At 44.8% G+C, this 19101-nt stretch carries 18 protein-coding genes; 7 read left to right on the top strand and 11 right to left on the bottom strand.

All coding sequences use genetic code 11. The features are described from left to right. Positions 1-164: 164 nt before the first annotated feature. The 4 genes from recA to GO620_RS13670 form a co-directional block, all read right to left on the bottom strand. Positions 165-1172 (bottom strand): recombinase RecA, encoded by a 1008-nt coding sequence (recA, locus tag GO620_RS13685; RefSeq protein WP_157526824.1) that lies wholly within the window; start codon positions 1170-1172, stop codon positions 165-167. 404 nt (positions 1173-1576) lie between these two features. Further along, on the bottom strand, positions 1577-2338 hold the full coding sequence (gene nth, locus GO620_RS13680; RefSeq protein WP_157526825.1) for an endonuclease III: 762 nt from the start codon (positions 2336-2338) through the stop codon (positions 1577-1579). A 309-nt stretch (positions 2339-2647) separates the two neighbouring features. Next, positions 2648-2845, bottom strand: a complete 198-nt coding sequence (locus GO620_RS13675) for a hypothetical protein (RefSeq protein WP_157526826.1) — start codon at positions 2843-2845, stop codon at positions 2648-2650. Positions 2846-2916: 71 nt separating this feature from the next. Continuing rightward, the gene (locus GO620_RS13670) at positions 2917-3501 is read right to left on the bottom strand and encodes an RNA polymerase sigma factor (protein WP_157526827.1); all 585 of its coding nucleotides are present in this window, start codon (positions 3499-3501) and stop codon (positions 2917-2919) included. 286 nt (positions 3502-3787) lie between these two features. Between GO620_RS13670 and GO620_RS13665 the strand changes: the two genes are divergently transcribed. After that, positions 3788-4021 carry a hypothetical protein gene (locus GO620_RS13665; RefSeq protein WP_157526828.1) on the top strand — a complete coding sequence of 78 codons (234 nt, stop codon included), beginning with the start codon at positions 3788-3790 and terminating at the stop codon, positions 4019-4021. 313 nt (positions 4022-4334) lie between these two features. Further along, positions 4335-7157, top strand: a complete 2823-nt coding sequence (gene uvrA, locus GO620_RS13660; RefSeq protein ID WP_157526829.1) for an excinuclease ABC subunit UvrA — start codon at positions 4335-4337, stop codon at positions 7155-7157. A 113-nt stretch (positions 7158-7270) separates the two neighbouring features. On the opposite strand, the gene GO620_RS13655 is transcribed toward uvrA, so the two are convergent. Further along, on the bottom strand, positions 7271-8656 hold the full coding sequence (locus tag GO620_RS13655) for an NAD(P)H-hydrate dehydratase (RefSeq protein ID WP_244139413.1): 1386 nt from the start codon (positions 8654-8656) through the stop codon (positions 7271-7273). Positions 8657-8860: 204 nt separating this feature from the next. Between GO620_RS13655 and GO620_RS13650 the strand changes: the two genes are divergently transcribed. Both GO620_RS13650 and GO620_RS13645 read left to right on the top strand, forming a co-directional pair. Then, complete coding sequence (locus tag GO620_RS13650; RefSeq protein WP_157526831.1) at positions 8861-9388, top strand: DUF2911 domain-containing protein; 528 nt, start codon at positions 8861-8863, stop codon at positions 9386-9388. 263 nt (positions 9389-9651) lie between these two features. Then, positions 9652-11520, top strand: coding sequence for a CocE/NonD family hydrolase (locus GO620_RS13645; protein ID WP_157526832.1), 1869 nt, complete (start codon positions 9652-9654; stop codon positions 11518-11520). Positions 11521-11525: 5 nt separating this feature from the next. Here the strand turns inward: GO620_RS13645 and GO620_RS13640 are convergent, their stop codons facing one another. Together GO620_RS13640 and GO620_RS13635 are read right to left on the bottom strand one after the other, a co-directional pair. After that, positions 11526-11786: a hypothetical protein gene (locus GO620_RS13640; protein ID WP_157526833.1), complete on the bottom strand. Its 261-nt coding sequence runs from the start codon at positions 11784-11786 to the stop codon at positions 11526-11528. 35 nt (positions 11787-11821) lie between these two features. Beyond that, positions 11822-12484: an MBL fold metallo-hydrolase gene (locus GO620_RS13635; protein WP_157526834.1), complete on the bottom strand. Its 663-nt coding sequence runs from the start codon at positions 12482-12484 to the stop codon at positions 11822-11824. 112 nt (positions 12485-12596) lie between these two features. Between GO620_RS13635 and GO620_RS13630 the strand changes: the two genes are divergently transcribed. The 3 genes from GO620_RS13630 to GO620_RS13620 all read left to right on the top strand — a co-directional run bounded on the left by GO620_RS13630 (position 12597) and on the right by GO620_RS13620 (position 14950). Beyond that, a complete protein-coding gene (locus GO620_RS13630; RefSeq protein WP_157526835.1) occupies positions 12597-13031 on the top strand; it encodes a LexA family protein in 435 nt (144 codons plus the stop codon). After that, the gene (locus GO620_RS13625; protein WP_157526836.1) at positions 13015-14268 is read left to right on the top strand and encodes a Y-family DNA polymerase; all 1254 of its coding nucleotides are present in this window, start codon (positions 13015-13017) and stop codon (positions 14266-14268) included. Before GO620_RS13630 ends, GO620_RS13625 begins: the two co-directional genes overlap by 17 nt. Before the next feature lie 73 nt (positions 14269-14341). After that, a complete protein-coding gene (locus GO620_RS13620; protein WP_157526837.1) occupies positions 14342-14950 on the top strand; it encodes an SOS response-associated peptidase in 609 nt (202 codons plus the stop codon). A gap of 91 nt (positions 14951-15041) precedes the next feature. Here GO620_RS13620 and GO620_RS13615 read toward each other — a convergent pair whose 3' ends face one another. From GO620_RS13615 to GO620_RS13600, 4 genes are all read right to left on the bottom strand, one after another. Next, positions 15042-17336, bottom strand: coding sequence for a TonB-dependent receptor (locus tag GO620_RS13615; protein ID WP_157526838.1), 2295 nt, complete (start codon positions 17334-17336; stop codon positions 15042-15044). A 61-nt stretch (positions 17337-17397) separates the two neighbouring features. Then, positions 17398-17715: a hypothetical protein gene (locus tag GO620_RS13610; RefSeq protein WP_157526839.1), complete on the bottom strand. Its 318-nt coding sequence runs from the start codon at positions 17713-17715 to the stop codon at positions 17398-17400. Between the two features lie 203 nt (positions 17716-17918). Then, complete coding sequence (locus GO620_RS13605; protein WP_157526840.1) at positions 17919-18500, bottom strand: non-canonical purine NTP diphosphatase; 582 nt, start codon at positions 18498-18500, stop codon at positions 17919-17921. A 1-nt stretch (position 18501) separates the two neighbouring features. Next, positions 18502-19050, bottom strand: a complete 549-nt coding sequence (locus GO620_RS13600) for a hypothetical protein (protein ID WP_157526841.1) — start codon at positions 19048-19050, stop codon at positions 18502-18504. Positions 19051-19101 lie beyond the last annotated feature (51 nt).

The raw sequence follows: 19101 nt of genomic DNA, 5'->3' as shown, positions 1-19101 counted from the left end.
TTGATTCGGCCTCTTAAAGACAAGTGCGCATAGACGCCGTTAGTCAAGCATGTAAGATGCTAAAGGTCCGGCATGGCTAGAGGTAGAAAAAAAGGCCATCCGATAGCTAACGGATGGCCTTTATATTTTAGGTCCTCACCTTTGGAGAGGATTAGGTGACACAATTAAACCTCTGCCAGGCTATCGCCGGTAACGGTTTCTTTGATCTTTGTTTCCAATTCTTCTGCCAATTCAGGGTTATCCATTATCAGCTGTTTAACCGCGTCGCGGCCCTGGCCCAGGCGGGTTTCTCCGTAGCTAAACCAAGAGCCAGCCTTTTTAATGATGTTGTAATCAACACCCAGGTCAATGATCTCGCCCGACTTAGAGATACCCTCTCCAAACATAATGTCGAACTCGGCAATACGGAATGGCGGCGCCACTTTGTTCTTAACGATCTTCACCTTTACGCGGTTACCCGATACCTCGTCGGTATCTTTGATCTGCGATATACGGCGAACATCTAAACGTACCGAAGCATAGAACTTCAAGGCATTACCGCCGGTAGTGGTTTCGGGGTTACCAAACATTACACCTATCTTATCGCGCAACTGGTTGATGAAGATACAGCAGCAGCCTGTTTTTGCAATGGTGCCGGTCAGTTTACGCAAAGCCTGCGACATTAAGCGTGCATGTAAACCCATTTTAGAGTCGCCCATCTCGCCTTCTATCTCGCTCTTTGGTACCAACGCGGCAACAGAGTCGATAACGATAATATCAATAGCTCCTGAGCGGATCAGGTTGTCAGCAATTTCTAAAGCTTGCTCACCATTATCAGGCTGAGAGATCAGCAGGTTCTCTACGTCTACACCTAATTTCTTAGCATAAAAACGATCGAACGCGTGCTCGGCATCAATAAACGCTGCAATGCCACCTTTTTTCTGGCACTCTGCAATGGCGTGAATAGCCAAAGTGGTTTTACCAGACGATTCAGGTCCGTAAATTTCAACGATACGGCCTTTTGGCAAACCACCGATACCAAGCGCAATGTCTAAACTAATAGAACCGGTAGCAATTGCTTCCATGGGCTCTATCTCGTTATCGCCAAGTTTCATTATCGTTCCTTTGCCGTACGACTTTTCCAGCTTATCAAGTGTAAGCTGCAGTGCTTTCAATTTATCGGGGTTGCTCATGCTGTAATTGTTTCTTGAACAAATATAAAACTATTTTTATTAAATGCTAAAATAATTAGTAAAATATTTTAGGGTCTATTTCGAATCGTCTATGATTAATTATATTGTTGTGAGGAAGGAGGCAATATGCCTTATCTTTTTAATTTACGTAGGTTTTAAATGGAATACTTCTAACAATTATCATGACGTTACCCTTATCCCGATAGTGATCGGGATCGGGTCGGGCCATCCGCTGTATCTGCTTCGCAGGATGCCGCTTCTGTCCCTAACGCAAATCATCAACTCTGTCATGCTGAGCCTGTCGAAGCATCTTATGCGTTATTGCAATGCTGAAGAAGATTCTCCCCTGAGCTTGAACAACATCTTGGTTTATGGTTTAAACTTACCCAACCTTCGAATTAGTATCAATTCTTTTTATCAACACTGATCTTTTTCAGCCCTCTATCCATCGCCTTTTGCAGTTTAGATTTCTTTATGTCCTTAGCCTTCTTCAACCTAGCTTTTTCGGCGCGCAGCAAGGCGGCTTCTGTATTGGCTTTTTCGAAGTATCGGCAGAAATAGGTAAGGGGGCATACTTCGCATTTGGGGCGGCGGGCAATGCAAATATAGCGCCCATGTAATATGAGCCAGTGGTGCGCAATGCCGAATAACTCTTCAGGCATGTTTTCCATCAGCTGTTTTTCTACAGCCAACGGGGTCTTCGCGTTTGTAGTCAGACCTATTCGGTTTGCTACGCGAAACACGTGCGTATCCACAGCTATAGCCGGAATATCAAATATCACCGAGGCGATAACATTAGCGGTCTTGCGGCCTACGCCGGGCAATTTTTGCAACTGGTCTATATCGCCGGGCACTTCGCCGTTGAAATTACTGATAAGCATTTTGGCCATGCCTACCAGGTGCTTAGCCTTATTATTTGGGTAGCTAACGCTGCGGATATAGCGGAACACCTCGTCGACAGACGCGGCTGCTAAAGATATTACATCCGGGAACCGCTGAAATAACGCTGGCGTAACCTGGTTAATGCGCTTGTCTGTGCATTGTGCAGATAGGCTCACTGCAACTAATAATTCGTATGGATTAGTATAACGCAGTTCTGTTTCTGCTATTGGCTGATTAGCAGAAAAATATTCTATAAACTGACGATAACGTTCTTGCTTTAGCATAGACAAATATAACCAAGCAATTTTTAGCGTTGCTTTGTGTTATCGCAAAAGGTTATATTAATATACAAGTGACAAGCTGCGTTAGCGATAGTAGCGCTTACCACCCGCGCCGAAGGCGGCGGGAGTATGAGCGGATAGCGCGGGCCCGCAAAGCGGGAAACGCCCCAATAATGATGATTTTAAACCAGCGTCTTTTCTACAGCTTTATTTACGATACACACAGAAACATCTTTAAAACTTCTTTCTTCCTTGAAAATAAAACCGTCATATACTAAAAAAGCCCTCTGTTAAAGGGCTCTCTTAATTTCGCTAACGCTTTTGCTTGGAATGCTTTAAAATGTTGTGGATAGTTTGGAGACTGGGTTTCATTTGCAGTTTGTCCAAATCTGTACGGATAGCGTGATAGAAAAGTAATTCATCAGCTTCCAGGTTTTCTGTAACAAGTTGTTTTTCCATAGCATCCTGGTTATTGATTACATTAAAATAAGTAGTAAAAGTTTCACCCATAAGCTTACAATTGTTTGTTTACATTAACAAACGTAAGCCAAATAGGATTATTTTAACTAATTAAAAAATAATTAGTTTTTTAAACTCAACTCCTTAGTCTGCATCATTTTACGCAGGTTGTTTAGGGCGTAACGCATACGGCCAAGCGCTGTATTGATACTTACATCCGTTATGTCGGCAATCTCCTTAAAGCTCAGGTCGCCGTAGTGGCGCATAATCAACACTTCCTTTTGCTCTGCAGGTAGTAAATGTATCAATGCTTTAAGGTCGCGGTGGGTTTGCTCGCGCACCATTTTGTCTTCGGTACTCTCGTCATAATTGCCCAGTACCTCAAATATGTCGAAGTCTTCGCCATTGCTCACTAAAGGCGTACGTTTCTCCCGGCGGAAATGGTCAATTACCAGGTTGTGCCCAATGCGGGTAACCCACGGTAAAAACTTACCCTCCTCGTTATACTTGCCTGCCTTTAAGGTGTTAATTACTTTTATAAAGGTATCCTGAAAGATATCCTCGGCCAGGTATTGATCCTTAACCAGCAGATATATCGAAGTGTAAATTTTTGATTGGTATCGACGAATCAACTCCACTAATCCACCTTCATCGCCAGCAATATACAGATGGATTAATTCCTGATCACTTTTCAATTGAAAATCCATAGCACTACTACTTTAAAAATTAGTTTAAATTAATTACTTAACAAGTAGAGCTTCTGATCTATAGAATTCGTTTTTAGTGTTTGATACAATAGTTATCTCAAATAAAACAAAAATTAATTTTAAAAACAAATATTTTATAAAACCGTATTGTGCCGCCAGTGAAGGATTACAAACGGCTGATAATTGTTAAGAGAAGGTTAAGGATAAATGTTGATTGACCAAGTTGTTTTGCTCGATATAGATTATCATGCCACATATTGCGTAAACTGGTTATCAGGCGATGAGGATGACAGATAGGCGAAAATTAAATAAGGCATTAAAGACAGATATAAACTTCAATTACGAGGGCCACTTGGGCGTTCCGGCTATTGCCGTCGCGCTATCCGCTATATCTGCTCCGCAGGATGCCGCTGCTATCGCTGACGCAGATCTTCCGAACCCGAATTTTGAGATTTTGCAGAATCCTGTTGGCACTGCGTTTACAGAACCGAAAATGCGGCATCAGTCTGTGCGGCAATAACAGGCTTTGAAACTAGCAGAACCTTTGTAGCGCAGGGTGCAGCCGCGAGTTCTTTTGGTTACTTTTCTTGACGGCCAAGAAAAGTAACATTAAAAAGCGAATGAGTTTTGTAAACTAATTGTCCTTTAAGATTGCCGAAACAATCCCACTTGCTATTGGGACTGCATGACTGCGACAAGAAAAGAAGGAAGTGCTTATTAATCACAATGTCTTTTTCTTCTCGCTATTTGCTTCTCGCTAAATATTTTAGGAATTTTGTGCCCCGCAATTTCATTCGGGAAACTTCTTTTGATTTAGAGGGTTTTAATTAACAATGAGCAAAGCCGCAGCAGCAGATCCGCAACAAAATATCATCATTAAAGGTGCCCGTGTGCACAACCTTAAGAATATTGATGTCGCTATTCCTAAGAACAAACTCGTGGTTATTACGGGCATGTCGGGCTCGGGCAAATCATCCCTGGCGTTTGACACGCTGTATGCCGAAGGCCAGCGCCGGTATGTAGAAAGTTTGTCATCATACGCCCGCCAGTTTTTGGGCCGCATGAACAAGCCCGATGTTGACTATATTAAAGGCATTGCACCTGCCATTGCGATCGAGCAAAAAGTAATTACATCCAACCCGCGGTCTACAGTCGGCACGTCTACAGAGATATATGACTATTTAAAGCTGCTATTTTCCAGGATCGGCCACACGCTGTCTCCTGTATCCGGTCAGCGGGTAAAGCGCGATTCGGTCACTGACGTGATCAAATTTCTAACTGGTTTGCCTGAAGATACCTCCGCTACGATACTTTGTCCGCTGCATCCGCATAACAACCGCTCTTTAAAAGAAGAATTGGCGGTGCTGATGCAGAAAGGGTTTGTGCGTATAGAAAACAACAGCAAAGTTAAGCGTATAGAAAATATTCTTGAGGATACATCTGTCGCGAATGATTCGCTCGCTGAAGGGCAGGTACGCATTGTTGTCGACCGTATTTCTGTGGGGAAGGATGATGAGACCATAAGTAGGATGGGCGACTCCATACAAACCGCATTTTTTGAAGGCCGCGGCGATTGTTACGTACGTTATCCGGATGCTGAAACAGGCGAAGAAACAGAAACGTTTTTCTGTGACCGCTTTGAGCTTGACGGGATCAAATTTGAAGAACCGTCGCCCAACTTCTTTAGCTTCAATAATCCATATGGTGCTTGTAAGCGCTGCGAAGGTTATGGTAAGGTAATAGGGATCGATGAAGACTTGGTCATTCCTGATAAAAGTAAGACTATTTATGACGGTGCCATAGCCCCATGGCGCAGCGAGAAAATGCGCGAGTGGAATGACCGGCTGGTAAAAAACGCTATCAAGTTTGATTTTCCTGTTCACCGGGCATATAACCAGCTGACTGAAGCCGAGAAGCAATTATTGTGGAAAGGCAACCAATACTTCCGCGGGCTCGACGACTTTTTCGAGGAACTGGAAACCCAAACCTATAAAATACAATACCGGGTGATTCTTTCGCGCTATCGCGGTAAAACCACCTGCCCCGAGTGTAAGGGAAGCCGATTGCGCAAGGATGCTTCTTATGTAAAGATCTACGGTAAATCGATTACGGACATTGTGCTGATGCCGCTCGACAAAGCCCTTGAATTTTTCAACGGGCTGGAGTTAAATGAGCATGATGAAAAGATAGCCCGCCGTTTGCTAACGGAGATCACCAACCGGTTAATGTTTTTGAATGATGTTGGCTTAAGCTACCTAACATTAAACCGTTTGTCGAATACTTTATCGGGCGGTGAGTCGCAACGCATTAACCTGGCAACATCGTTAGGCAGTAGTTTGGTCGGTTCGGTGTATGTACTGGATGAACCAAGTATCGGCCTTCATCCGCGTGATACACAAAGATTGATCACTGTTTTAAAATCGCTGCGCGATGTGGGCAACACAGTTTTGGTGGTAGAGCATGAAGAAGAAATTATGCAGGCAGCCGATTACCTGATTGACATTGGCCCGGAAGCAGGCACACACGGTGGCGAAATGATATTTGCCGGAACTTATGATGAGATCATTGCCGATGACGATAGTCTTACCGGTAAATACCTGAGTGGTAAGGAACAGATAGAAGTACCTGCGCACCGCCGCAAGTGGAATAATTCCATCGTAGTGAAAGGCGCACGCGAAAACAACCTGCAGCATGTTACTGCTAAATTTCCTTTAGGTGTGCTCACCGTCGTTACTGGCGTTTCCGGTTCGGGTAAAACAAGTTTGGTAAAACGCATTTTACACCCGGCATTGCAAAAGGCATTGGGCAATTACAGCGGCGAACAAACAGGTTCATACGACGAGATCACCGGCGACTATTCATTAATTGAAGCGGTTGAAATGGTAGACCAAAATCCAATCGGCCGTTCTTCGCGCTCGAATCCTGTTACCTACGTTAAAGCTTGGGACGAGATACGCAACTTATATGCCGCTCAGCCCGCTGCAAAAGCGAACGGGCTTAAGCCATCAGCTTTTTCATTTAATGTAGAGGGTGGCCGCTGTGATGTTTGCCAGGGTGAAGGTGAGGTAAAGATTGAGATGCAATTTATGGCAGATATTTTTCTGCCATGCGAATCGTGCGGAGGTAAACGCTTTAAGCAGAATATCCTCGAAGTTACTTACCAGGAAAAGAACGTAGCCGACGTATTAGAAATGACCATCGATAACGCGCTTGAATTCTTTAAAAAAGAATCTAAAATATTAAACAAGCTTAAGCCATTGGTCGATGTTGGGTTGGGTTACGTACAATTAGGGCAATCGTCAAATACATTATCAGGCGGCGAGGCACAGCGGATCAAGTTGGCATCTTTCCTGATAAAAGGTAACAATACCAGCAAAACCCTTTTCATTTTCGACGAGCCGACTACCGGCCTCCACTTCGCGGATATTAAGAAATTGCTCAAATCTTTCGATGCATTGCTTGACCAGGGCAATACCATTATTGTTATAGAGCACAACATGGACGTGATCAAAAGCGCAGACTGGGTGATAGACATTGGCCCTGAGGGTGGCGACCGCGGAGGTAACCTGGTGTTTGAAGGCCTGCCCGAAGATTTGGTGAAAAAAGAAAATTCCTATACAGGCAAGTTTTTGAAGGAGCGGCTTAGCGTTAAATAAAAGTTTATCGCCCCTGTAACAAAGCCGCTACCCGCAGCATCTTATAAGCAGTATTTTGTTCTTTTTAGGTCAGTTAGTTATTAATGCGGTTGATGATACTTCGGCCGCTTTTTTTATTTTAAGAGGTTAGCAATTGTTGCAGGCACCTGCCGCATTACTTCTCCTGCCAAAACAACTGTTTTCTTATTTGGCAACGCCAATTCGTCCCCGGCAAGGCCGTGTACATACACCCCAATAAGGCAGGCTTTTACCGGAGGATATTTTTGCGCTATAAAGGCTGTAATGATTCCTGTCAATACATCGCCCATTCCCCCCGATGCCATGGCTGCGTTGCTGGTGCTGTTAAAATACACTTTGCCTTTCGGCGAGGCGATGATCGTGTAGTCATTTTTAAGCACGATGTTAATTTTCAATTCTGCGGCTTTCGCAGCCGCCGTTTGTAAACGCTGCCACCAATTTTTATGTTCGCCAAATAACCGGTCAAACTCTTTCATATGTGGCGTGATAACGCTATTCTCAGGGAGCTTCTCTAAAAGATCTTTACTGACCGACAACAAATTCAAAGCGTCGGCATCTACAACAAAAGGTTTATTAAAATTTTCCAGTAAGTCGGTCAAAATTTCTAAGGCGTCTTTCTCTTTTCCAAGGCCGGGACCGATGCCAACCGTTGTAAATTTACCCCACGTTACTTTAGGTTTCTTATGTTCTTCACGAGGCAGCACCATTACTTCGGGCTGATAGTTATTTAAAGCGGTTAATCCACTTTGCGGTATGCAGGCCGTTGTTAACCCTGCGCCCGCGTGCATGCAAGCCGAAGAACACAGCAAGGCGGCGCCCATTGTCTCCGGCTGGCCGGCTATGACTAGCGCATGGCCGTAAGTACCCTTGTTGCTGAATTTGCCCCTTGGTTTTAATATATCAACGATGTCTTCTCGTTGAATGTACTGATATGTTGAATCAAGGGCGTCTATGTATGTTTTATCGATGCCGATATCAACGGCTACCCAGTTCTTTATAGCCTGCTTTGACTCGGGCAACAAGTAATTGATTTTAGGCTGTTGGAATGTGATGGTTAGTTCTGAATGAATTGTTGTTGCATCCGTGTCTGCCTCGCCTTCAGTAAACAATCCTGTCGGCACATCTACAGACACTATCGGTTTTCCTGATTCATTCAAAGCCTCAACCAGCGTCTTGTATTCGCCTGTCAGCGGCTTGTTTAGCCCGCTGCCTAAGAGTGCATCTATAATAATGTCAGAGTCGATTTTTTTTACATCGGCGGCTTTGCTCAACTCAATAATTTCGAATTTGAGTTCTTTTAACCGCGCCAGATTGGTTTTAAAATCGTCTGATGCCTTGTCAGAAAATCGTGCTACAAACACTTTTATGCTTTTATACCCCTTAACGAATAGCAATTGCGTTATAGCCAAGCCATCGCCGCCATTATTGCCGGTGCCGCAATAAACAGCGATCGATTTTTTTTTTGTCCGGATAATGCTCAAAAAAAGCGCTCACAAAAGCATTTGATGCCCGTTCCATCAGATCGATGGAAGAAATTGGCTCATGTTCGATAGTGTATTTATCGCCGGCGCGTATCTGGTCAGAAGTTAATAAAGCCTGCATGTGAATAAAAAGATTTATATCTTGCCATTGTTTTACATTAACCCCGAAACTAAATTTTAACCAATATTAAAATCTAAAAAATCATGAAAAACTTAAAGTTCAAAGCAGTTTTCTCATTCCTGGCATTAATGCTGGTTTACCTTGGCGTAAGCGCGCAACCTATGGACCGCAAAAGCCCGCACGAAACCGTTAAAGGCACAATAGGGTCTGCCAATGTAACTATAGTTTATGGTAGCCCTCGCGTAAAAGGCCGTACCATTTTTGGCGGGTTAGAAGCATGGGACAAAGCATGGCGCGCCGGTGCCGATGAGGCAACCACTTTTGAAACAGATAAAGACCTGATGGTTCAAGGCCAAAAATTGCCTGCCGGTAAATATTCTTTATTCTTTACACCAAGCCAGGGCGAGTGGACCGTAACTTTTAATTCACAAGTAGGTCAATGGGGTATAAAACGCACGGGCGAAGCTAATTTCGACGCAGCTAAAAACGTTGTGGTTGCAAAAGTTAAAGCTAAAAAGACCCCGCTTACAGAAAATTTAACATACGCGTTTACGCCAACCGGTTTTGCTTTAAACTGGGAAAATGTAAGCGTGCCGGTCATGGTAAAATAAACAGCCGGTATTGATATTGCTAAGGCCATCTGTAAAACAGATGGCCTTTTTGTTATGTTATGCAATGGCTTAAATTAACGAGTGATCTTGTGTAGTGAATTATAGTTTTGGCGTTACCCGTTAGCTAACGGGCAATGCTTTCATTCGTAGTCTTTGAGCTATCCGTTCTAAGTGCAACGCTACATTCATTTTAAAGCTCCCTCTCCTTCGGAGAGGGTTGGGGTGAGGCGTAATTTTCTTACATTCGCTTAAACCACCCTGCCATGAAAAATATCCTTCTTGTCGCTATTGCTGTTCTTATCACCGCGCCTTTATTTGCCCAGCCCGGGCCTGGCGCTGACGCCGCTTATGTGAAAGAGAACTTTACCAAGTATGAGTATAGCATACCTATGCGCGATGGCAAGAAGCTATTCACATCGGTATACGTGCCAAAGGATCAATCGAAAAAATATCCGTTTATGATGGACCGTACCTGTTACAGCGTAGCGCCGTACGGGGCGGATAAATACAGGCCAAGCTTGGGGCCATCTACACAGTTTTTGCATGACGGCTATATTTTTGTATATCAAGATGTGCGCGGCCGCTGGATGAGCGAAGGTATTTATGAAGAAATGACGCCTGAATTGGAGGATCATAAAACCAATAAAGATGTCGACGAAGGCACCGATACTTACGATACTATAGACTGGCTGTTAAAAAACATTCCCAATAACAACGGAAAAGTGGGTGTATGGGGTATTTCATACCCCGGCTTTTATACAACAACTGCCCTGCTAAGCCGGCACCCCGCTTTAGTTGCGGCTTCGCCGCAGGCGCCTATTGCAGACCTGTGGCGCGACGACGGCTGGCATAACGGCGCGTTTATGCTGGTTGCCAACTTTGGTTTTTATCCTGGCTTCACCAATCGACAGGACGATAAACCAACCCAACGCCGCGGCGGCAGGTTTGACATGGGCACCGATGATGGCTACGAGTTTTTTATGCGCCTGGGCCCTACTCGCAACACCAACGACAAATACTTTAAGGATACCATTCGTTTGTGGAACGAGATGATGGATCACCCCGACTACGACAAGCATTGGCAAGACCGTAACGTCCTTACTCATCTGCACGATATAAAGACGGCAGTTTTAGTTACCGGCGGTTGGTATGACGCCGAAGATCTTTACGGGGCGATAAATACCTACAAAACCCTGGTTAAGAAAAATCCTGCTACACCTGTTTATTTTGCTATGGGCCCATGGGTACATGGTGGCTGGTCGCGCGGCGCGGGTGACCACTTGGGCGATGTAGACTTTGGCGGGCCAACAGGGCCGTTCTATCGTGAAAACATCGAATTCAAATTCTTTAGCCATTATTTAAAAGGGACAGAGCTAGACCTTCCCAAAGTGAACACATTCGAGACGGGAGAAAATAAATGGAAAACTTACAAAACCTGGCCGCCAAAAGAAGCTGAAGAGAAAAACCTGTATTTACTGCCGAACGGCAAATTAGCCTTCAATGCACCTGCAGGGACAAGAGATACCTTTGAACAATTCGTTTCAGATCCTAAACATCCCGTTCCGTTTATTGGCGGTATTGACGGCGACATGAAGCGCGAATACATGACCGGCGATCAGCGCTTTGCCTCGCAACGGCCTGATGTGTTAACCTGGCAAACGGATGTCCTTAACAAAGATATTACTCTTGCCGGTAATATATGGGCAAATTTAAAGGTAGCCATTACCGGCACCGATGCAGATTGGATTGTTAAAGTAATTGACGTTTACCCGGACTCGACCAAAAACAATAAGTGGACAGGTAAGGAGACTTTTCTGTCGGGCTATCAGCAAATGGTGCGGAGCGAAGCAATGCGGGGCAAGTACCGGAACAATGTTTCAAAGCCGAAGCCTTTTGTGCCGGGTAAAGTTACACCCGTAAATTTTGAGTTGCAGGACGTGCTGCACACGTTTAAGAAAGGCCACCGCATTATGATGCAGGTACAAAGCACATGGTTCCCGTTAATAGACCGTAACCCGCAAAAGTTTGTTGATATCATGAAAGCGCGTGAAAGCGACTTCCAAAAGGCAACGCACAAGGTTTATACCTCTAAAGCCAACCCAAGCTTTTTGAAGGTTCGGGTGATAGACTAGCCGCTTTATTGTAAAGACAATTTCCAGTTAGGTTGGGGTAAAGCTTCCAGTTTATCTGCAAGCAAGTTCAAGATTTCCGGCTTTACAATACCGGCGTCTTTACAAACGTACAGGTGTTTATGCCTGTCGGGCTCCAGGCTGGCAACAAACTCGCCGTTTGCATAGATCTCAAATTTGCAGTGCTCGTCTGTATGGTGCAGGTAGTCCGCTACTTCAAAGTCCAGCACCTGCTTTTTATGTGTTATGGTGATATTGAATCTTTCCATTGTTATATAACGGGCAACAGTGAAGTTTTGTTGGTTTAATTAAGTTCAACAAAATCGCCGGGCTTTATTGGCTGATGAAACCTGATGCCTTGTTTTTCAAAATGCTTGCTATAGTTCTCATAACGCTGTTTTAAAAAGAACTCTTTAGCGTAACCATCATGCACGGGTAATATTTGCTTGGGTTGCAACTCATCAGCAAAATCGGCAACAGCTATTTCTGTGGTAAATGGCGCCATAACCGGCAACAACAACAATTCGATGTCCTGATATTGCTGCATCTTTTGTTCAAACGAATCGACAGGGTGCAGCACTTTGCCGTTCAAAACCAAGGCGGTCATCTGCGGTGTCGGGCTATCTAATAATGGCTCGTGTTCCACTTCAAAAGCATTAAGTATAAATGGCCCGATAATATTTTCTCCGTCCCTTAGTATTTTACTGTTTATTCCGGCTTTGTTAATCTCTTCGGACACCTGTCCATTGGTATGCACCGGTGCGCCGCTTAATCCGACAATTGATTTCAAGATGTCCGCGTCCAGATGGTCGGGGTGGTTGTGGGTCACGATGATCGCGTTCACATCTCTAAAATCTTCGGGGCTAATCAACCCTTCGGCAAAAGAAAATTTACCGGGATCTATCAATAGTTTAAAACCGTCTTCCTCAAAAACGAGGCATGAATGCAGGTATTTATAAATTTTCATCGTCGAGACCTTTCTTATGTCAACCCTGCGAAACGCCTGTAAGTTTTAATGAGAAAGAAAATAAATTTAAAAGAGAAGACAGCATCGCTTATATTTGCTAATAAAATTAGCAATGCTTCGTTTTAAAAAGCAAAAGGTTTCACGTGCAGTAAAAGGTTTCAGATTGCCGACTATAGAGTATGAAGAAGACATGCTGGATATCGCGGATAAGATCGTTGTGGATGCCGATAATACTTATTACATGCAAATGGACAGCGATGCCATGATAGCACACGGTATTTACAAAGGCAGTTTGCTGGCGGTTGATAAAACACTTAATGCCGCGCATGGCTGCATAGTAGTTGCTTTTTTAAACGGTGAATGGTTTGTGCGTCAATACAATTGCCAAAACGAGCAGGTTAGCCTTAAAGGATCGCAGCCTCATCATACCATAAATATTTCTAAAGGCGATACGCTAACGATCTGGGGCGTGGTTACCGTAACCGTAAGTTGCATGTTACCTAAAACCATGCTCAAAGGAAAGTACAGGGATGTTTGCGCATGTTGATATAAATAACTTTTATGCCTCTTGTCAGCGCCTGTTCAGGCCGGAATTAGAGGGTAAGATAATCGTGGTGCTAAGCAATAACGACGGCTGCGTTATTGCCCGCTCTGACGAAGCTAAGGCATTAGGTATCAAAATGGGCGATGCCGAGTTTCAGGTGCGCGACCTGCTGAACAAAAATGGCGCGTACATTTTTAGCAGCAACTACGCGCTGTATGCCGACATGAGCGCGCGCATGATGAACAACCTGGCACGCTACACCTACATGCTGATGGTTTACAGTATAGACGAGTGCTTTATGGCAATAGACCACATGCCCGGCGTCGATCTGGAAGAGTACATTGCTAACATGCGGGATGCTGTAGTTCAAAACACAGGGCTGCCTATTACCATTGGCGTAGGCAAAACGGCATCATTGGCAAAATTTGCAAACCGTGCTGCTAAACGCGCCAGGAAAAAGTATATGGTACTCGACACCATGGACAAGGTTGACGCCATCATCAATGATTTCGATATAGAAGACTTATGGGGTGTAGGCTTTTCTTACTATAAAAAGTTGACCGCGGCGGGAATAATGACAGCAGGTGATTTTCGCCGTCAGGAGCCGGGCTGGGTGCAAAAGCAAATGACCATACAGGGATTGCGACTGTGGCGCGAACTGTGGGGCGAGCAATGCCACGTGCTGAACGACCTTTTTGAACGCTCAAAAGCTATTTGTTCCAGCAAAAGTTTTAATACTTATCAAACCGAATTGTGTTACCTGGAAGAAGCCATTGCCACCTATACGGCGACTGTGGCAAGCAAGCTGCGCGTGCAGGAGAGCATGGCACTCAATATCAACGTGTTTTTACGTACCAATAAGCACCGTAAAGACCATGATCAATACTATCCTTCCATCACCCTAAAGCTTCCGTTTTCGTCAAACAGTACTGCCGAATTAACCAAGGTTGCTTTGCAGGCTTTGCGGGCCATTTACACGCCGGGTTATTATTATATGAAGGGCGGGGTAACGGCTATTGGAATCGTTCCGGCTGGCGAGGTGCAGTATGATGTGTTTACCGAGTACCAAGGTGAGCGGCAAACCGAGTTATCGGGTCTGATGGACAAGATCAATGCGCGGTATGGTAAGGGTACTTTACGCGTTGCGATAGAGGGTTACAAAAAGCATTGGATAATGAAACAGGACTATTTAAGCCCTAATTATACCACACGCTGGCAGGATATTATCAAACCGATTTGATAATGTTTATTGTTTTAATTAATTTTATAAACTACTGAAATAATTTAGCAGATGCATTCGTTAGTAAGTTAATATGTGCGGAAGGGTTTTAATAAGCGAAATTAAAGGCGGTACCGAACAAACAGGCATCCGTGGCGAGGCCGGGCAAAGCAAGGCAGGCAAAAGCGGAAATCCCGGGTCTATGCTGCCTGTAGTGACTGATGCCATGCCAACCAAGGTGCAGTATTACCGCTGGGGATTGCTGCGCACATGGGATAACGAGATCCACTCGCGCTATAAACATGCACGTGTAGAAACACTGCAAAACCTGCCTACCTTTAAAGACCTGGTTGGCCATAACCATTGCGTTACCAAAGTGGATGGTTACTTTGAGTTCAACCGCGCGTCGAAAGAACTGTATTACATCACCAACGCAGATGGCAGCCCGCTCTATCTTGCCGGATTATGGGATATCTGGATGGACATCGATACGAACGTATTGATCCCAACTTTTACCATGATCACTACAGAACCTAACGCGGCCATTAGCGAAATACATGACCGTATGCCGGTTATGCTTAAACGCAGTGAAGTAAGCACATGGCTAAACTCCCGCCTGCCTGTTCAACAGCGTCTGGCTTTGTTACAGCAGCCATACACGGCAGAACTTAAGATCTGCCTGGCATCTGAGCGGGACAAATAAATTTTGACTAATTCATAGTTAGTGTTTTTTAGATTTAATAAATGACAAAGGCCCCGATCGGGGCCTTTGTCATATCGTAGAAATTGAAAATTTATTTGATGTTAAGCGGCAGATAAAACCCAAAGGTGATATTTCTGCCCGGGTTGTAAACACCATACGTCGGGTCTTCCTGCGATAAACGCCCCGGCCTTAAACGGCTAAGCGCGTCATAATAAGCTTTGTTAGTAAGGTTATTACCCGAAATGTAGAGCTTCAACGGTTGGCGGCCTATTTTCACTGTTGCGCCAATGCCGGCGTTTAACAGGGTATATGAGTTTGTCGGTGTCTCAAATGTGGGATCTATACGGTACTGGCTGAAGTAATTGTCCAGGCCGATTGATGCATAAAAATCGCGCAGACCTTTAATTTTTGGCTCAAAGCGCAGGGTGTTATGCACCACTCCTGCGGGGATTAGCGGCAGCGGTTTATCAAACGATGTGTTTTGCGCGTGGGTATAGCTAAAGCTGTTATCCAGGTGTAAGAAACCGGTTGGGTGCAAATTCAGGCTGCCTTCAACACCATAAAGGTTTGCATTAACCTGCCCGTAGCGATATACATCATAGGTTTGCGGGTTGCCGTTATCATCCACAATCGTGATCTGGTCATTTTTAGCACCCGAAGCATAGATATAATCATGCACATAGTTTTCGTACACGCCAATGCTGCCCGTAATTACGTTGTGTCCAAATTCTAATGCCGCGTCTGCCTGGTAGCTGCGTTCGGGTTTTAAAGTCGCGTTACCGATCTCATACCTGCTGGTCCCCTCATGCACACCGTTCGAGCCTAATTCGGCCGGGTTTGGTGCGCGAAACGCGGATCCAGCATTAGCTTTAAAACTTAAGTCCTCGTTAAAAATATGGGTATAACCTGCCGCGGCGCTTACATTGCTAAAGTTGTTTTTAAAACCCGGGAACTTCTGTGTGCCGTCTGCCAGTGTTAATGCCTTACCGTTGTTATTTACGTAATCGAAACGCAGGCCTACGTTAAAGGTGCTTTGTTCCCATGTTTTTTTGATGTAGCCGAACGCCCCGACAGATGTTTGGTCGTAAGCTGGGATCAGGAACTCTGTGCCTTTGTTTAAGCTATGACCTTCGCTGGCGCTAATACCGATAATCGGTTGCCATCCGTTTTGCGCTGCCAGGTAATATTTGGCGTCTAAGGAATAGGTGTTCAGGTCAAAGAACAAGCCCGGTACGGACGAGTCTAACTCTCGGCGCTGGTTTTTTTGGTAACCTAAGTCAAGTTTTAAATTACCCGATCCCAATATAAAGTTATTGTTCAGCGCGATCTTGTATTGCCTGATGTCCTGGCGAGGATAATCTAACGTACGGCTGGTTCCATCATTGGTATACAACGGATCGCCCGGATCCGAGTCGTAAAAACCAATGTTGTTCTTAAAGTAAGAGAAGTTTAAATGCGAATAGCCCCAGCTTTTATTGAAGCCTAACATACCGCTAAAGCTGGTGTTGTTATAGCCGCTGTTAATGTAGTATCCGGCAGGGGTTTTAAATGAATACGCGTTTTGATATGATCCGCGGCCACGCCAAACAAAACCATCCTGGTTACCTGTAAGCATTACCGAACTGTTTGTCAAACCGTTATTGGTGGCATAGCTGCTCAGCACTTCGCCCTTAATGCTGCCCGGCGACGGTGACAATGGCTCCAGAACATTGATAACACCACCAATGGCGTCAGAACCATAAATCAGCGATGCGGCTCCGCGCAGAACCTCCACACGGTCGGCCTGGTTTTGGTCTATCTCGATACCATGTTCATCGCCCCATTGCTGGCCTTGCTGTTTCACGCCATCCATCAGCGTAACTACACGGTTGTAGCCTAAGCCACGTATAACCGGTTTTGATATACCCGCGCCTGTAGTGATCTGGCTTACGCCAGGCACTTGTTTGGCCAACGCGTCAATCAAATTTGTAGACGGTATAAGCAGATCCTCGCGCGATACACTGCTTGCCGATGTGCTGTTGTTGCGGCTGCTGGCAGATATGGGCGTGCCGGTGATGACCACTTCGCGCGTCTCGATGATACTTGCTTCCATAGCAAAGTTCAGCGAAGAAACTGCTGAAATATCAACACTTCTTACAATGGTCTTATAGCCGATGTATTGTACCTGGATAAGGTAAGTGCCCTTTTGCGGCAATGATTTTATATTGAACTGCCCTTTGGCATCTGTGATAGTTGTAATATTTAACTGCGGAAGCGTTACTGTTGCCCCCGGTAAGGTTTCGCCGGTTTTGGCGTCGGTTACTTTACCTGTAACATTAGCGTTGGCAAAAAGGTAAAGCGGTAATATAAATATCAGCACAATGCTGAATAATGTCTTTAATTGCATGATCTGGGTTTTCTTGTAAAAAAATAAACATGTGCCGAAAGGATTCGGCCGTCAGGGCTTATTAGATTGCAGGAGGGCCCCTGTTACAAGAATGATTGATCTGTACGCTATGGCAGGCGTAAGTATACTCGCGATAGCTATTTTCGCGCGTTAGCGCAACAGTAAATAAGGTTCGATGCTGCTGTAAAAATAACTGCACATGGCTGTTATGATCGCAAATGCGGCACTTATCGTCTGTGTTGTCTTTTTTGGTCTGGTGATTGTTGGTGTAATCTGCCTTTGTGTGGGTGTGGGAAATAACAATAAGCTGACCTGTGGCAAAGGTCATCAACAGCAATACCGCCGTTAATATTTTAGCAAATTGTTTTTTAACCAGCATTTATGCGCAAATATAACGACAAACCTGCCTGCCGAACCAAATTTAAAGGCACAAAGTTGTTACAGAATTTAGAACAAGATACATTTTGTCATTTCAACAGAGCCGCAGGCGATGGGAATCCTAGTTCCTATAGGGACTCCTGCTTCATGCTTAAAGAAGAAGATTTCTCACTATGTTCGAAATGACAAAATGATTTTGAGAAACTACTGCTGTTTTAAAAACTCCACCAAGTTCTCAACCGCTTTTCCGCGGTGACTGATTTTGTTTTTCTCGTCGAGCGACATTTCAGCGAAAGTGATATCATAACCGTCGGGCTGAAAGATGGGGTCGTAACCAAAACCGCCAGCGCCAGATAATTCGCCTCGGATGCTTCCCTCAATCTTGCCTTCAAAAAAATATTCGGCACCGTTCCAAATCAGAGATATCACCGTGCGGAAGCGGGCCTTACGGTTTTCAGTCCCTTGCATTTGGTTAAGCACCTTCTCTATATTGGCGGTATGATCGCCATGCGTGCCGGCATACCTCGCCGAAAATATCCCCGGCTCACCATTCAAAGCATCGATCTCCAGACCACTGTCGTCGCCAAAGCAGTTGTAATCGTAATGGGCAGATACGTATTTAGATTTTAAAGATGCGTTTTCCTCGAAACTTTTACCAGTCTCGGCAATGTCTTCGGTGCAGCCAATATCATCGAGGGTAAGCAGGGTAAAAGCGCTGCCAATTTTAGCGGCAACCTCTTCTAGCTTATGGTGGTTGTTGGTAGCGAATACCAGTTTATGCGGCATGTTAAAAGTTTTTCATTTCGGCCCAGAAAGCGCGCTTTTTCTCATCGCTTGGCAGCATCTCTTCAAAATTGTTGGTGTACAGAACTTTTACATCCGCCATTTGCAATGCTGTATTTAAGGCCGGCATTTGCAAACCATCGGGAATCGCATCTGCGCCCATGATCAATAATCTTTGCGGCACAAAGTATTGAATAATTGCATTAAAACTTACCACATCCTGCTTTGCCAGGTTTAAAATGGTAAACCCGCCTGTGGTGATATTCTTCCGCCCCAGGATGCCTTCTAATGGTTGCAGGTGCGCGGCGGCGATATACTCTTCACCGGGATAATGTGTCAGTATTAAAAAACCGGAATCTGCTGGGCCAAGGCAATTAAAAATTATCTGTTTCGTTTGTTCTGCAGGTATGGCAATAGGCTCAGTAATTTCGGGCTGTTGGTTTGCGCTTACTGCCGCAGTTTCAGACGGCGCAATAGCAACATTATCGCCCGGAAGCAGATACAGATCGTCCTGTAAAAAGTCTTTCAACCAATGCAGGTTGTCTTGAGCCATATTTAACAATTTTTAACCAAAAGTAAGGAAAGCAAGTAATGCATTTTGGCC

This window comes from Mucilaginibacter ginkgonis, assembly GCF_009754905.2.
Taxonomy (GTDB): Bacteria; Bacteroidota; Bacteroidia; order Sphingobacteriales; family Sphingobacteriaceae; genus Mucilaginibacter; species Mucilaginibacter ginkgonis.
This window is presented reverse-complemented; position numbering and strand designations above follow the sequence as displayed.

Coding starts and splice junctions, on each gene's coding strand:
- GO620_RS13670 (WP_157526827.1), bottom strand. CDS start 3,501: ATGGATTTTCAATTGAAAAGTGATCAGGAATTAATCCATCTGTATATT.
- GO620_RS13600 (WP_157526841.1), bottom strand. CDS start 19,050: ATGGCTCAAGACAACCTGCATTGGTTGAAAGACTTTTTACAGGACGAT.
- GO620_RS13605 (WP_157526840.1), bottom strand. CDS start 18,500: ATGCCGCATAAACTGGTATTCGCTACCAACAACCACCATAAGCTAGAA.
- GO620_RS13675 (WP_157526826.1), bottom strand. CDS start 2,845: ATGGGTGAAACTTTTACTACTTATTTTAATGTAATCAATAACCAGGAT.
- GO620_RS13645 (WP_157526832.1), top strand. CDS start 9,652: ATGAAAAATATCCTTCTTGTCGCTATTGCTGTTCTTATCACCGCGCCT.
- recA (WP_157526824.1), bottom strand. CDS start 1,172: ATGAGCAACCCCGATAAATTGAAAGCACTGCAGCTTACACTTGATAAG.
- GO620_RS13650 (WP_157526831.1), top strand. CDS start 8,861: ATGAAAAACTTAAAGTTCAAAGCAGTTTTCTCATTCCTGGCATTAATG.
- GO620_RS13615 (WP_157526838.1), bottom strand. CDS start 17,336: ATGCAATTAAAGACATTATTCAGCATTGTGCTGATATTTATATTACCG.
- GO620_RS13665 (WP_157526828.1), top strand. CDS start 3,788: ATGACAGATAGGCGAAAATTAAATAAGGCATTAAAGACAGATATAAAC.
- GO620_RS13610 (WP_157526839.1), bottom strand. CDS start 17,715: ATGCTGGTTAAAAAACAATTTGCTAAAATATTAACGGCGGTATTGCTG.
- GO620_RS13640 (WP_157526833.1), bottom strand. CDS start 11,786: ATGGAAAGATTCAATATCACCATAACACATAAAAAGCAGGTGCTGGAC.
- GO620_RS13635 (WP_157526834.1), bottom strand. CDS start 12,484: ATGAAAATTTATAAATACCTGCATTCATGCCTCGTTTTTGAGGAAGAC.
- uvrA (WP_157526829.1), top strand. CDS start 4,335: ATGAGCAAAGCCGCAGCAGCAGATCCGCAACAAAATATCATCATTAAA.
- GO620_RS13630 (WP_157526835.1), top strand. CDS start 12,597: ATGCTTCGTTTTAAAAAGCAAAAGGTTTCACGTGCAGTAAAAGGTTTC.
- GO620_RS13625 (WP_157526836.1), top strand. CDS start 13,015: ATGTTTGCGCATGTTGATATAAATAACTTTTATGCCTCTTGTCAGCGC.
- nth (WP_157526825.1), bottom strand. CDS start 2,338: ATGCTAAAGCAAGAACGTTATCGTCAGTTTATAGAATATTTTTCTGCT.
- GO620_RS13620 (WP_157526837.1), top strand. CDS start 14,342: ATGTGCGGAAGGGTTTTAATAAGCGAAATTAAAGGCGGTACCGAACAA.